Here is a 13050-nt window from a genome sequence, read left to right on the forward strand (position 1 = left end):
GCGGCTCACCCCACCCCGTCCCGCATCCCGCTGCGCGGGCTGCGTGCCGACCCTCCCCCTCCAGGGGAGGGTGAAGCGGGCGCTCGCGCCCCGGAATGACGCACATCAGGGAAGACATCAAAACTCCACGCCCTTCTGCGCTTTCACGCCGCTGCGGAACGGGTGTTTCACCAAAGTCATCTCGGTCACCAGATCGGCGATCTCGATCAGCGCCGGATTGGCGTTGCGGCCGGTGATCACCACGTGCTTGTCGGCCGGCTTTTCATCACGCAGGAAGTCGATCACTTCCGAAATCGGCAGATAGTCGTAGCGCAGCACGATGTTCAATTCGTCGAGCAACACCATGCGATGGTGGTCGTCGCGGATCAACGCCTTGGCGCGCTCCCAGCCGGCGCGGGCTGCGGCGACGTCGCGTTCGCGATCCTGGGTCTCCCAGGTGAAGCCCTCGCCCATGATGTGCAGCGTCACCAGCTCGGGGAATTTCGCCAGCAGCTTCGCCTCTCCGGTGTTCCATTTCTCCGACTTGGTGAAATGCACCACCCCGACCGGCATGTCATGGCCGATGTGGCGAAACACCATGCCGAGCGCGGCCGAGGTCTTGCCCTTGCCGGTGCCGGTGTGGACGATCAGCAGGCCCTTCTGATCGGTCATGCCTTCGAGCTTGCGATCGTGCGCGGCCTTGCGCTTCTTCGCCTTCTCGGCGTGGCGGGCGTTGTCGTCGCGATCGGGCGCGGCGTCGGTCATGCGGTTTCCTTCCGGGTGAGGAGTTCGGCGAGCAGATCGGCGGCGTGGTTGGAGCGCGGCGTCCACAGCCCACGCCGGATCGCTTCGGCGAAGCGCTCGGCGGTTTCGCGCATCGCCGCCGGATTGGCGTCGCGCAGGAAGTCGCGGACCTGCTCGTCGTCCAGATAGGCGGCGAACAGCTGATCGAAATGATGGCTGCCGACCGCGTCGGTCGAGGCGGCGAAGCCGAACAGATAGTCGACTGTCGCGGCGATCTCGACCGCGCCCTTGTAGCCGTGGCGCATCACGCCGGCGATCCATTTCGGATTAGCGGCGCGGCCGCGGACCACGCGGCCGATCTCGTGCGCCAGCGTCCGCGGCAGCGGCGCTTCGGGGCGCGAGGTGTCGAGATGGGCGATCTTCGGCGCGGCGCCGCTCAGCGTCTCGACGGTGGCGGCGAGGCCGCCGATGAACTGGTAGTAATCATCGGAGTCGAGAATGTCGTGCTCGCGATTGTCCTGCGACTGCGCGACCAGCTGCGTCGCGGTCAGCCGCGCCGCAAAAGCGTCGCGGGCCTCGTCGCCCTCGCGGCCGGCGCCATAGGCGTAGCCGCCCCAGGCGAGGTAGGCGTCGGCGAGATCGCCGCGCGTGTCCCAGCCGCCTTCGTCGATCAAGGCCTGCAGCCCAGCGCCATAGGCGCCGGGTTTCGAGCCGAACACCCGAAGGCCCGCCTGCCGCTGCGCGGCGTCCGGCGCGACGCCGGCCTGGATCAGATGGTCGGTGCGGGCGCGGACATGGGCTGCGATCGGATTGGCGTCGTCGGGTTCGTCGAGGGCGGCGATCGCCGCGATCGCGCTCGCGATCAGATCCATTTGAACCGGGAAGGCGTCGCGGAACAGGCCGGAGACGCGGAAGGTGACATCGACGCGCGGCCGTTGCAGCTCCGACAGCGGCACGATCGCAAAGCCGGTGACCCGGCCGGTGGCGTCCTCCCAGGTCGGGCGCGCGCCGATCAGCGCCAGCGCCTGCGCGACGTCGTCGCCGCCGGTGCGCATATTCGCGGTGCCCCACGCCGACAGCGCGATCGCGCGCGGCCATTCGCCGGCGTCCTGCCAATAGGCCTCGACCAGCCGTTCGGCTGCGAGCGCGCCGATCCGCCACGCCGACGGCGTCGGCACCGCGCGGACATCGACCGCGAAGAAATTGCGCCCGGTCGGCAGCACGTCGGGCCGGCCGCGGGTCGGCGCACCGGACGGTCCGGGGCGAACGAAACGCCCGTCGAGCCCGCGCAGCAGCGCATTGCGCTCGGCGTCGCCGCAGGCGTCGATCGCCGGACGCAGCGACGCCGCGATCCAGTCGAGCACCGGCTGAGTGTGAGGCCATGAGGGAAGAGGGTCAGGCTGCGCCTGACGAAGGGTTGATACCAATTTCGATGCGAGCGCTTCGATGCGCTCGACGGTGTCGCCGCTGGTGCGCCAGGGGCGGTCGCTGAGGTCGGCCAGAACAGTCGGGCGCGGGCCGGTGTAGTCCGCGGCGAGATCGCGCGTCAGCGGATCGAATTCACCGAGGCCGAGGTCCTGCGCCAGCGCGCGATGCAGCGACGCGTCCTGCGGCTTCAGCTCCGAGCGCGGCAGCCGGGCGATCGACACCAGCAGATCGTCGCGCTGCGACGGCTGCGGCGTGCGGCCGAAGACGTGCAGCCCGTCGCGGATCTGCATCTCCTTGAGATCGCACAGATGCGCGTCGATCGCGCGCAGCGCGTCCAGCGTCGGCGTCGATCGGTCGATCTCGACGTCGGCGTCGAGCCTGGTCGCGCGCGCCAGCGACAGGATGTCTTCGGCGATCACGTCGGCGCGTTTGGGATCGAGGTCGGCCGCGAGCGCGTATTCGTCGACCAGCGCTTCCAGCCGCGCCATCTCGTCGTGCAGTTCGGCGCGGGTCATCGGCGGCGTCAGATGATCGATGATCACCGCGGCGCTGCGGCGCTTGGCCTGGATGCCCTCGCCGGGATCGTTGACGATGAACGGATACAGATGCGGCAGCGGCCCGAGCAATGCTGCGGGGAAGCAATCGCGCGACAGCCCGGCGCTTTTGCCGGGCAGCCATTCGAGATTGCCGTGCTTGCCGAGATGGACGATCGCGTGCGCATCGAATTCGCGCCGGAGCCACAGATAGAACGCCAGATAATGATGCGGCGGCGCGAGGTCCGGATCGTGGAAGCTGGATTTCGGATCGATATTGTAGCCGCGCGCCGGCTGCACGCCGACCAGGACGTTGCCGAAGCGATGCAGGCCGAGCCGGAAGCAGCCGTCCGCGACATGCGGATCGGCGTCCGGCTGGCCCCAGCGGGTCGTGACGGCGTCACGCACCGCGTCCGGCAGCGTCGCGAAGGCGTCGTTGTAGTCCGCGACCGGCCAGGCCACGCCGCCGTCGCGCAGATCGCGCCCGGTCAGCGCATTGGTCGGACCGCGCTGCAGGATTTGCATCAGCGCCGCGGTGTCGGCCGGCAGATCGCCGGTGAGGTAGCCCTCGGCGCGCAGCGCGGTGAGCAGATCCTGCAGCGATTGCGGGGTATCGAGGCCGACGCCGTTGCCGAGCCGGCCGTCGCGATTGGGATAGTTGGCGAGCACGACGCCGACGCGGCGCTGGTCGCGCGGCAGCCGCCGCAGCCGCACCCAGGCCTGCGCGAGATCGGCGGCCGCAGCGATCCGGTCGTCGAGCGGCTGATAGATCGTCGGCGCGTAGTCGGTCTCGTCGGCGCCGCGCTGCTTGAACGCGACCGCGCCGGCGAAGATCCGGCCGTCGACCTCGGGCAGCACGACATGCATCGCGAGGTCGCGCGGGTTGAGGCCGCGGGACGATTGCTCCCAGCTGTCGCGGCTGATTCCGGCCTGCGCGATCTGCAGGACCGGGCAATCCGCCGAGGCCAGCACGCCGGAATCGTCGGTGGCGGTCGCGGTCGCGAAGGCGGTGGCGTTGACGATGATGTCGGGCGGGTCGGCGGCGAGCGCGCTGCGCAGGAACGCGATCGAGCGCGCATCCTTCAGGCTGGTGACATAGAGGCAGGCGGCGTCGAGGCCGCGGGCGTCGAGCGCCAGGCGGAGCGCGTCGATCGCGGCGGTGTCGCCGCTGGCGGCGAGCGCGCGATAGAAGATCACCAGCGCGCGGCGGCGCTGCGACTTTTGCGGCTCGTCCGGCCAGAACCCCGCGGCGGGCATCGGCCGCGGCGGCGGCGGCGGGTCGCCGCGCATGATCATCCAGGCGGCGTAGCGCAGCGCGAGCTGCAGATTGTCGACGCCGCCCTCGGTGCAATAGCGCCACAGCGAATGCGCATCGTCGGCATCGACATTGCCGCGCGCGGCGAGGTCGGCGTTCCACTGCATCTCGCCGGGGATGCAGGCGAACAGCGCGCCGCGGGCGAAGGCGTCGCGTCGCAGGCTCTCGACGCCGTGCGGCCAATACGCCTCGCCGCCGAGCATCCGCAGGATCACGAGCCTGGCTTGGGCGAGCGTGCGCTCGACATAGAGATCGACCGAGGCGGGATGGCCGAGCGCCAGCAGATTGGTCAGCCGCAGGCTCGGGAAGTCGTCCGGCAGCGTCGCGCGCGCCGCGGCGAAGGCCGCGAGATCGGTGTCCGCCGCCGACAGCACCACGATCTCGGCCGGCGCCTGCTGCAGGTCGCGCGCGACGTCGCCGTCATCGATGCTGGCGGTGGCGTCGAGCTTCAGATGCATGTGGCGCACTCCGGCGCAGCCACACACCGCAGCGTCCTCCCGAGGTGCGCGCACGCTTGTGCGCGCCTCGAAGGATGGCCGCATCGTGCGACGCTCGTCGTCCTTCGCGGCGCGCCGGAGCCGGCGCGCACCTCGGGATGACGAGCGCGCATCGGCGTCATGCTACGCGTCCGCGAGCGCGCGGCGGGCGGCTTCGGTGTCGAAGCCCTTCAGGCCGATCACCACCAGATGCTCGGCGCGCTGCGCATCCGGGCGCGCGAAAGCGAGGTCGACGCGGGCGCCGACCGCCTGCACCACCACCGGCGCGGGCTTGCCGGCGATCCTGGCGTGGCCCTTGACGCGCAGCACGCCGTCGAGCCCGAGCGCCGCGCCGACGCGGCTGCGCATGGTGTCGATGGTGTCGGCCGGCTGCGGCGTTATCACGATGGAGTCGAAATCGTCGTGGTCATGTTCTTCGCCCTCGGCGTGATGGCCGGCGCGGGCGGCGAGGTCGTCCTCGGCGGCGGAGTCGAGCCCGATCAGCACCGATGGGGCGAGCGCGCCGTGCGAGCGCACGATCCGGACGTTGGGTCGCAGCTTCGCGGCCAGCCTGGCCTCGATCGCGGTGAGTTGATCGGGGGCGACGAGGTCGCTCTTCGACAGCACCACGAGATCGGCGCAAGCGAGCTGATCCTCGAACACTTCCTCGACCGGGTCGTCATGCGTGGCGTCGCGCCGCGCCTTGACGGCGTCGTCGTCGAGCGGGATCTGCCCCTGCGCGAGCGCCAGCGCATCGACCACGGTGACGACGCCGTCGGCGGTGGCGCGGGTCTTCACCGCGGGCCAGGCGAAGGCTTTCAACAGAGGTTGCGGCAGCGCCAGGCCCGAGGTCTCGATCACGATCGCGTCGAGCGGACGTTCGCGCGACAACAGCTTCTCCATCGTCGGGATGAAATCGTCGGCGACGGTGCAGCAGATGCAGCCATTGGTGAGTTCGACGATGTCGCCGGGCGCGCAGACCGAATCGCCGCACTCCTCGACGAGCGCGCCGTCGAAGCCGGCGTCGCCGAATTCGTTGACGATCACGGCGATGCGGCGGCCGCTCGACTGGTTAAGCAGCGCGCGGAGCAGCGTGGTCTTGCCGGCGCCGAGAAAGCCGGTGATCACGGTGACGGGGACGCGGGCGGTCATCTGTTAGTTCTCCTGTTGGGCGCGCTTCAGCCACAGCGGCAGACCGGCGGCGACGAACACGACGTCGGGGACGGCGGCGGCGACGATCTGGTTGAGGCGGCCCTGCGCGTCGCGGAAGGTGCGGCCGAGCGGCGTCTCCGGGACGAGGCCGAGGCCGACTTCGTTGGACACCAGCACGATCGGCGCCGCCGCGACGCCGAGAAACCGCGTCAGCCGCCGGGCTTCGATCTCCGGATCGCGGCCGGCCTCCATCAGATTGAACAGCCACAGCGTCAGGCAATCGACCAGCACGGCGCGGCCGCGGACGGCCTCGCGGGTCAGCGCATCGACCAAGGCCAGCGGTTCCTCGACCGTGATCCAGCCGTCACCGCGGCGGGAGCGATGATGCGCGATCCGCTGCGTCATCTCGTCGTCGCTGCGAGTCGCGGTGGCGAGGTAGATCCGCGACAGGGCGCTGTCGGCGACCAGTTTTTCACCGAACACCGACTTGCCGGAACGCGCGCCGCCGAGCACCAAAGTCGAGACCAGCGTGGTCATGACGGCGCACGCCCGTCGTCGGGCGACCAGCGCAGCGGCGGCAGCCGCGCGACCATGCCTTTGCGCAGGACGTCGGCGCGCTGGCGCCACGGCACCAGGCCGTAATCGCTGTGCTGATACGCGGCGGCGAAGCCGATGATCGCGTCGGCTCCGGTCTCGGGGACGAGATCGCCGAACACGAAGCTGTAGCCGTCGGCGCTCGACACCGCGACGGTGGCGGCGCGCTTGCAGACGCTGAGGCACTGCACCGGCCGCACCCGCAGATCGGCCGCGCCGCCCTGCGCGGCCCGGATCGCGTCGAGCATCGGCGCGCCGGCATTGCTGCCGTCGGCGGCCTTGCAACTGATGCAGACGCTGATCACCACCGGACCCGCGGGCCGGGTGGAACCGTCAGTCGTGATATCGGTCTGCAGCTCAGCGGCTGGCGCGGTGGTGTGATCGTGGTCGGGGCTGCGATCCATGCCCTGGCTCTCGGCAACGCCTTGCGGCTTCGAGCTTTGTCGGATCGCGCGGGGTGACGATCGATGCGCCACCGCCCTGCTGTCCGTCCGGTGCACCCCGCCCCGACGCCTCCAAAGCACCATTCATGATGGCAGGTCTCCTGGCTCGCGAGTCATCGCCCTTGTCGCCGCCTTCCCAGAATTTCCAAGCAGGAAATCCCAGTGGCCGAGGCGCGGGCTCGTCGCTTACAGTTGCGGGGGCAGCACCGGGATTGAGATCACTCGAACAGAGTTCACTTGCACCGGATTCCCTTTTCACCTTCCTGGCGGAAGGACCATCGCCGGCCACGCTATCTGCGACCATCGTCGGGGTCAACCACGCGAAGGTGGTGTTGACCGGCAAGCCCGACTTCCGTCAGTTGCGCGCCTTCACGAACCAGGGGACCTCAAATGCCGACCGACACACTCGCAGCATGGCAGCCGCCTTTGATCGCGCCGGTCGACCGCGCGCTGGAGGCTTCGTTGCGCGCGCGAATCGACGGTAAGGCCAAGCCGCTCGGCTCGCTCGGCCGGATCGAGGAACTGGCGATCGAACTCGGCGCGATCAGCCATCCCGCGGAACCGCGCGGCGACAACGCGGTGCTGATGGTGTTCGCCGGCGACCATGGGCTGAACGCCGAAGGCGTCTCGCAATATCCGTCGGCGGTGACGGTGGCGATGGTGATGACCTATCTGGCGGGCAAGGCGTGCGCCAATGCGTTCGCCACCGCGTGCCGCGTCGACGTCCAGGTGATCGATTCCGGCGTCGCCGCCGAACTGCCGTCTCATCCCGATCTGATCGACGCCAAGGTGCGGATGGGCACCGGCAATGCCGCGCGCGAGCCGGCGATGAGCGCGCAGGACGCCGCGCTGGCGCTGACCCGCGGCATCGAACTGACTGTCGCCGAAATCAAGGCCGGCGCCGATATCATCGCGCTCGGCGAAATGGGCATCGGCAACACCGCGTCGTCGTCGCTGTTGCTGCATCGGCTGGCGCCGGCGCCGCTCGCGGATTGCATCGGGGTCGGCGCCGGGCAGGACGCGCCCGGCATGGCGAAGAAGCGCGCCGCGATCGAGATGGCGGCTGCGCGCAGCGATGCGACCGCGCCGTTCGAGGTGCTGTGTGAATTCGGCGGGCTGGAAATCGCGATGATGGCCGGCGCGATTCTCGGCGCGGCGTCGCAGCGCCGGCCGGTGATCGTCGATGGTTTCATCGCGACCGCGGCGGCGCTGCTCGCGGTGCGGCTGGCGCCCGCGGCGCGCGGCTATTGCGTGTTCGCGCATCGCTCCGCCGAGCGCGGCCACGACATCGCGCTGCAAGCGCTGCAGGCGAGGCCGCTGCTCGATCTCGACCTGCGGCTCGGCGAAGGCACCGGCGCGATCCTGGCGGTGCCGCTGCTCCGCGCCGCTGCGCGGCTGTCGACCGACGTCGCCGATCTCAGCGATGTGCTGGAGGGCAAGCTGTGAGCGCGCTCGACAACAAGGCGCCCGGAATGATCGATCCGCAGGCCGCCGCGGCCGCCAACGCCAACCCGCCGGTGTTCGACGCAGCGTTTCAGGCCCGGTTCGCCGAATTGCTCGCATGGCGGCGCGATGTGCGCCGCTTCCGCCGCGACGACGTCGATCCGGCGCTGATCGAGCATCTGCTCGATCTCGCGCAGCTCGCGCCGTCGGTCGGCAACAGCCAGCCGTGGCGCTGGGTCAGCGTCGACAGCGCCGCGACCCGCGACAAGGTGCGCGCCAACTTCCTGCGCTGCAACGAGATCGCGGCCGGCGCCTATCAGGGCGAACGCGCCGCGTTGTATGCGCGGCTCAAGCTCGAAGGCATCGACGTCGCACCCCGGCAGTTCGCCTTGTTCTGCGACCGGACCACCGCGCAGGGCCTCGGCGTCGGCCGCCAGACCATGCCGGAGGCGCTCGATTACTCCGTCGTCGCGATGATCGAAACCTTCTGGCTCGCGGCGCGGACCCACGGTCTCGGCGTCGGCTGGGTCTCGATCCTCGATCCGCAGGCGATCACCACCGAACTCGACGTGCCCGCCGGGTGGAAGTTCATCGCCTATCTGTGCGTCGGCTGGCCGGTCGAACAACATGTCGATCCGGAGCTGGTGCGGCATCACTGGCAGGACCGCACCTCGGCCGGGCGCGACGTCCTGTCGCGCTGAGAGCGCCTTGGTCCGCGAGCGCACCAAGCCGCGGTCGAGGTGATACCAAGTCTTAAGCAAACGTGGCGCTGCTGTTCCGCGATTGCAAGAATTCGTCACAATCTTGATCGACATTCCGGCCGTTCCGAAAAGGAGGACCGGACATGACGACATCACGCATCCACATCATCGGCATCGCGACGATCGCCGCGATGGGCCTGCTGGCCGGGCCGGCGCTGGCGAGCAATCAGGGGCCACAGGGCAGCGTCAGCGAGCCGCCCTCGGCGGGCTGCAGCTCCTACATGAAGGCGCCCGACGGCAGCTGGACCAAGATCCCGTGCGCGGAGGCCGGCGCAAGAGCGGCCGCGGCCAAGCGCAACAACACGCGGACATCGGCACAATCCCAGGATCGATCCGAATCTCAAGATTGATCGGACGGACCGGATCCATCGCCGCTTTCGCCGGCGGCGCTCCGATCAGTTCGGCTTCGCGACAGGCTGCTTCGCGACAGGCTCTTCCGCCTTCGCCCGTTTCGGCGCGGGCCGGATCAGGAGCGGGAAGCCGGAGAAGAACGTATCGGAATCGATCAGCTCGGGAATGCCGAGGATCTGCGACAGCGTGCGCGGGCGGCTGTTCCCGCCGCCATCGGCGACGTTGCGCGCCGGTGCGCCGGGCTCGGCTGACCGGGGCTCGGCCGACGGTAGCTTGGCTGACGGGGACTTGGCCGGTTCCGTCTTGGCTGCAGGAAGCCGGCTCGGTGGCTGGGCCGCTTGCGGAGGCGCAGTCGTCACAGCAGGTTTGGCCGCTGCCGCGGCCGGAGCGGGCGTCCCGGCATTGGCGTGGCGGTCGAGGATCTCCTCGACCCGGATCGCGGTGCCGAACGGCGCCTCGACCCGCAGCAACGTCTGACCGCGTCCTTCGGGTCCAGCCACCATTTCGGCGCTGTCGAACCGCTGCGCCTTCAATTCGTCGAGCGCGGCCCGGGCCCGGCCGGGATTGTCGAACACGCGGGTGATCTGCGTCATCTGTTCACTGCCTCGATTGGGATCGTCGGCGTGAAGAACAACGCTCGGCACCGGTTCGTTCCGTGCCGCCGGCGCGCTGCAGCGCCGCGCCGCGGGAACCCGCGCAGCCGCAGGTCTGTTTCTACGCGCAGAGGTCCGGCGAGCAGCGGCCGCATCCGCCGGCGCCGTCGCACATCGGCACGTCCGGGCCGCCTTTGGCCGGCTTGGCGATCAGCGACAATTGCTGGTCGAGATCGGTGCTCTCGCAGCTCGGGCAGGCCGCGGTCTCATGCGCATACAGCAGCGTCTCGAAGCCGTGGCCACATTTGTTGCAGACATAACCGTAGATCGGCATGACGATATCCTGATCGAGACCGCGGATGGGGTTGCGATAGCAAACAAGCACCGGGTCGCGCGACGCGGGAATGAGCTGGATCAACTTCCGTTCTGATAGATACCGCTCCGATTGGAGGATGCAGATGATGGACCAGGCCGAGGCCTGCGTGGTGATGGTGACGGCTGCTAACAAGGAAGAAGCAGAACGATTAGCAATTGCAACTCTCGAGGCCCGGCTCGCCGCCTGCGTTCAGATCCAGGCGATTGCCAGCCATTATTGGTGGGACGGCAAGATCACCAGCGATTCCGAGCAATTGCTGCTGTTCAAGACGCTGCCGGCGAAATTCGCGGCGCTGCGCGACCTGATCATCTCGCTGCATTCCTACGAGACGCCGGAAATCATCCAGTTGCCGGTGACGGCCGGCGCGGACAGCTATCTGGCCTGGATTCGTCGCGAGGTCGGCGCTGAATAACGCTTCGGTTCTGACTGAATCAGGCCCGAAGCTTTGATGATCAACGCTCGGCGCGCAGCCAGACCGGAGCGGCGCTGCTCTCGGCGGCGAGCGCCGCGACGATCGCCGAGCGGGGGATGCGCTGCGGCCAGCGCAGCAGATGGCTGCGGCAATGCGCGCAATCGCTGGCGCCGAAACCGTCGATCGGAGCGGTAAGAAAGCCGAGCCGGCGCACCAGCTCGCATTCATCGCCTTGCGTGATCGCCCAGGCGCCGCGCACCTCGCCGGCTGTGGTCAAACGATCGACATGCCAGCGCAGGGTCTTGGTCTTGCGAAAATGCCGGCCGAGCCGCGCGCGCAATCCGCCGGGGCCATAGGCCGAGCCGCAATACAGATAGCGCCCGGCGCGCAGCACCGCGGGCGCGGCCTTGCCGAGCCGAATCTCGATCGGCGCGGCGATCGCCAGCGCGACGACGTAAGCGCCTTTGCGGTCGGGGCATTGAGCGAGTTGCGGTTTCGGCATCCCGCAGTGTTGCACGCAACGGCGTGCGGTCAAGCGGTGGCGGATCGATCGGGAGCCCGTCGCGCAGTCAGTGCTTGGTCGGCACCTGGCTCAGCAAGATCCGCTTGAGCTTGGCGCGCGCGTGCATCGCGTTGGCGGATTTGATCACCAGGTCCTTGAGGTCGTCCGACATCGCCTCGGCCTGCGCCCATTCGGCCGCGGCGAGACATTCCAATTCGTCGGGCGACAAATGGCGAAATTGTCCCGAGTCTCGCGCTTTCATGGACGGTTTCCTCGATATCTCGCCCGAAGCTGCATGGCTTCGTGGCTGTTTTGCTGTGACCCGAGCTTACCGCGAAGCCGGCGGCACGCAACCCGGATCGGGGTGTGGTCGCTTCACTTCGGCGCGTCCTGCGCGCGTGCGGAGGTGTTGACGCCGCCCGGCGCGGCGCGGCAGGTTGCGGGCCGTCCCGCCGCCTTGTTCCGATGATCTCCAACCAATTGAGCTTCATGCGCAATTATCGCGCGCCGTGGTGGTTGCCCGGCGGCCATCTGCAGACGATCTGGCCGACGCTGTTCGCGCGGCCGCGCCCGGCCGAGGCGTTGCGGACGGAGCGCGACCGCTGGCGCGCGCCGGACGGCGATTTCATCGATGTCGACCATCTGCCGGGCGCCGACGGCGCGCCGTGGCTGGTGCTGTTTCACGGCCTCGAGGGCAGTTCCTCGAGCCGCTACGCGATCGCCTTCGCGCAGGCGGCGCAGGCGCGCGGCTGGCGTTTCAGCGTGCCGCATTTTCGCGGCTGCTCGGGCGAGATCAACCTCGCGCCGCGCTCCTATCACTCCGGCGATTTCGAGGAGATCGGCTGGATGCTCGGCCGGATTCGCGAACGCGCGGGCCGGCCGGTGTTCGCCGCCGGCGTCTCGCTCGGCGGCAATGCGCTGCTGCGCTGGACCGAGGAAGCGGGCGAGAGCGCCGCGCAGACCGTGCGGGCGGTGGCGGCGATCTCGGCGCCGCTCGATCTGATCGCCGCCGGGGCTGCGATCGATACGGGCCTCAACCGGCAGATCTACACGCGCAACTTCCTGCGCACGATGAAGCCGCGCGCGCTGGCGAAATGGCGGCAGCATCCCGGCCTGTTCGACCGCGACAAGCTCACCGCCGCCACCACGCTGCGCGCCTTCGACGACGCCTTCACCGCGCCGCTGCACGGCTTCCGCGACGTCGACGATTATTGGACGCGGGCTTCGTCGCAGCCGCATCTGCACCGGATCCGCGTGCCGGCGCTGGTGATGAATGCGCGCAACGATCCGTTCGTGCCGGGCGCCTCGCTGCCGGCTCCGCATCAGGTCGGCGACAACGTCACGCTGTGGCAGCCGGACGACGGCGGCCATGTCGGCTTCGCCACCGCGCCCTGGCCGGGGCACGTTCACGCCATGCCGGAGGCGGTGTGCGACTGGTTGGCGGACCGCGCGACGGTCTGAGCCGGCGGCGCCTCCGCCGCAAAAAGTTCCGCTCCGGCAATCGGGCACTAATTCGCCGGAACGGCGTTGTCCGATCGCGCATCCGGATGCGCGGAGCCTGACTCAGCGGAGGCGAAACCGATGGTGGACGGTGAAGACGACGACGCGCTCGCGCCCGACGATTTTCCGATCGAAGCCGAGCAGACGGCGCTGAAGACGCAGGACGGCGAGACCATCGCGCAAGCCAAGACCAAGCAGATCGCCGAAAACATCGCGCAGCGTCTCAATGAACAGGCGGACCGCGAGGAAGAGGATCGCTGGTCGGCGTGACGCCAGCGTCGCGGTGACGCCGGCTCAGCGGCAAACTTGGAAGCGCTCCCGGAATTCCGAAGCTGCGCGTTGGAGGAATTTCACTCAGGGATTGCACGCCTCGCACAGACCGGGGTCCGCCGTCGGCACGGTGGCGACCGGGCGTTGCTCGCTGTGGCCGCAGGATCGGCACATCAGA

The 13050-nt window shown here is 69.2% G+C and carries 15 protein-coding genes and 1 riboswitch; of the genes, 6 read left to right on the forward strand and 9 right to left on the reverse strand.

All coding sequences use genetic code 11. From position 1 onward, the window contains the following. Window positions 1-117 precede the first annotated feature (117 nt). The 5 genes from cobO to BMY71_RS19735 form a co-directional block, all read right to left on the reverse strand. Entirely contained in the window at window positions 118-744 is a 627-nt protein-coding gene (gene cobO, locus BMY71_RS19715) for a cob(I)yrinic acid a,c-diamide adenosyltransferase (RefSeq protein ID WP_092685856.1), read from the reverse strand. Then, complete coding sequence (gene cobN / locus BMY71_RS19720) at window positions 741-4457, reverse strand: cobaltochelatase subunit CobN (protein WP_092685857.1); 3717 nt, start codon at window positions 4455-4457, stop codon at window positions 741-743. Before cobN ends, cobO begins: the two co-directional genes overlap by 4 nt. 162 nt (window positions 4458-4619) lie before the next feature. Continuing rightward, window positions 4620-5627, reverse strand: a complete 1008-nt coding sequence (cobW, locus tag BMY71_RS19725; RefSeq protein ID WP_092685858.1) for a cobalamin biosynthesis protein CobW — start codon at window positions 5625-5627, stop codon at window positions 4620-4622. A gap of 3 nt (window positions 5628-5630) precedes the next feature. Continuing rightward, window positions 5631-6164: a bifunctional adenosylcobinamide kinase/adenosylcobinamide-phosphate guanylyltransferase gene (gene cobU / locus BMY71_RS19730; RefSeq protein ID WP_092685859.1), complete on the reverse strand. Its 534-nt coding sequence runs from the start codon at window positions 6162-6164 to the stop codon at window positions 5631-5633. Then, complete coding sequence (locus tag BMY71_RS19735) at window positions 6161-6625, reverse strand: DUF1636 family protein (protein WP_244526116.1); 465 nt, start codon at window positions 6623-6625, stop codon at window positions 6161-6163. Before BMY71_RS19735 ends, cobU begins: the two co-directional genes overlap by 4 nt. A gap of 113 nt (window positions 6626-6738) precedes the next feature. Next, window positions 6739-6959: riboswitch (cobalamin riboswitch) on the reverse strand. 95 nt (window positions 6960-7054) lie between these two features. Between BMY71_RS19735 and cobT the strand changes: the two genes are divergently transcribed. The 3 genes from cobT to BMY71_RS19750 all read left to right on the forward strand — a co-directional run bounded on the left by cobT (window position 7055) and on the right by BMY71_RS19750 (window position 9218). Continuing rightward, window positions 7055-8110, forward strand: coding sequence for a nicotinate-nucleotide--dimethylbenzimidazole phosphoribosyltransferase (cobT, locus tag BMY71_RS19740; protein ID WP_092685860.1), 1056 nt, complete (start codon window positions 7055-7057; stop codon window positions 8108-8110). A 26-nt stretch (window positions 8111-8136) separates the two neighbouring features. After that, complete coding sequence (gene bluB, locus BMY71_RS19745) at window positions 8137-8808, forward strand: 5,6-dimethylbenzimidazole synthase (protein ID WP_092685874.1); 672 nt, start codon at window positions 8137-8139, stop codon at window positions 8806-8808. Between the two features lie 143 nt (window positions 8809-8951). Beyond that, a complete protein-coding gene (locus BMY71_RS19750) occupies window positions 8952-9218 on the forward strand; it encodes a hypothetical protein (protein ID WP_011501067.1) in 267 nt (88 codons plus the stop codon). Window positions 9219-9263: 45 nt separating this feature from the next. Here the strand turns inward: BMY71_RS19750 and BMY71_RS19755 are convergent, their stop codons facing one another. Both BMY71_RS19755 and BMY71_RS19760 read right to left on the reverse strand, forming a co-directional pair. Next, window positions 9264-9794, reverse strand: coding sequence for a hypothetical protein (locus BMY71_RS19755; RefSeq protein WP_175557731.1), 531 nt, complete (start codon window positions 9792-9794; stop codon window positions 9264-9266). Window positions 9795-9933: 139 nt separating this feature from the next. Then, entirely contained in the window at window positions 9934-10146 is a 213-nt protein-coding gene (locus BMY71_RS19760; protein WP_011501069.1) for an FmdB family zinc ribbon protein, read from the reverse strand. A 127-nt stretch (window positions 10147-10273) separates the two neighbouring features. Here BMY71_RS19760 and cutA point away from each other — a divergent pair, with 127 nt between their 5' ends. Then, a complete protein-coding gene (gene cutA / locus BMY71_RS19765; RefSeq protein WP_092685875.1) occupies window positions 10274-10600 on the forward strand; it encodes a divalent-cation tolerance protein CutA in 327 nt (108 codons plus the stop codon). 40 nt (window positions 10601-10640) lie between these two features. On the opposite strand, the gene BMY71_RS19770 is transcribed toward cutA, so the two are convergent. Together BMY71_RS19770 and BMY71_RS19775 are read right to left on the reverse strand one after the other, a co-directional pair. Beyond that, entirely contained in the window at window positions 10641-11102 is a 462-nt protein-coding gene (locus tag BMY71_RS19770; RefSeq protein WP_092685861.1) for a GIY-YIG nuclease family protein, read from the reverse strand. 67 nt (window positions 11103-11169) lie between these two features. Next, a complete protein-coding gene (locus BMY71_RS19775; protein WP_092685862.1) occupies window positions 11170-11364 on the reverse strand; it encodes a hypothetical protein in 195 nt (64 codons plus the stop codon). A 227-nt stretch (window positions 11365-11591) separates the two neighbouring features. On the opposite strand from BMY71_RS19775, the gene BMY71_RS19780 reads away from it, so the two are divergent. Further along, window positions 11592-12563, forward strand: a complete 972-nt coding sequence (locus tag BMY71_RS19780; RefSeq protein ID WP_175557732.1) for a YheT family hydrolase — start codon at window positions 11592-11594, stop codon at window positions 12561-12563. A gap of 120 nt (window positions 12564-12683) precedes the next feature. Further along, entirely contained in the window at window positions 12684-12872 is a 189-nt protein-coding gene (locus tag BMY71_RS19785; protein WP_011501074.1) for a hypothetical protein, read from the forward strand. Window positions 12873-13050: the final 178 nt, after the last annotated feature.

The organism is Rhodopseudomonas pseudopalustris (genome assembly GCF_900110435.1).
Lineage (GTDB): Bacteria > Pseudomonadota > Alphaproteobacteria > Rhizobiales > Xanthobacteraceae > Rhodopseudomonas > Rhodopseudomonas pseudopalustris.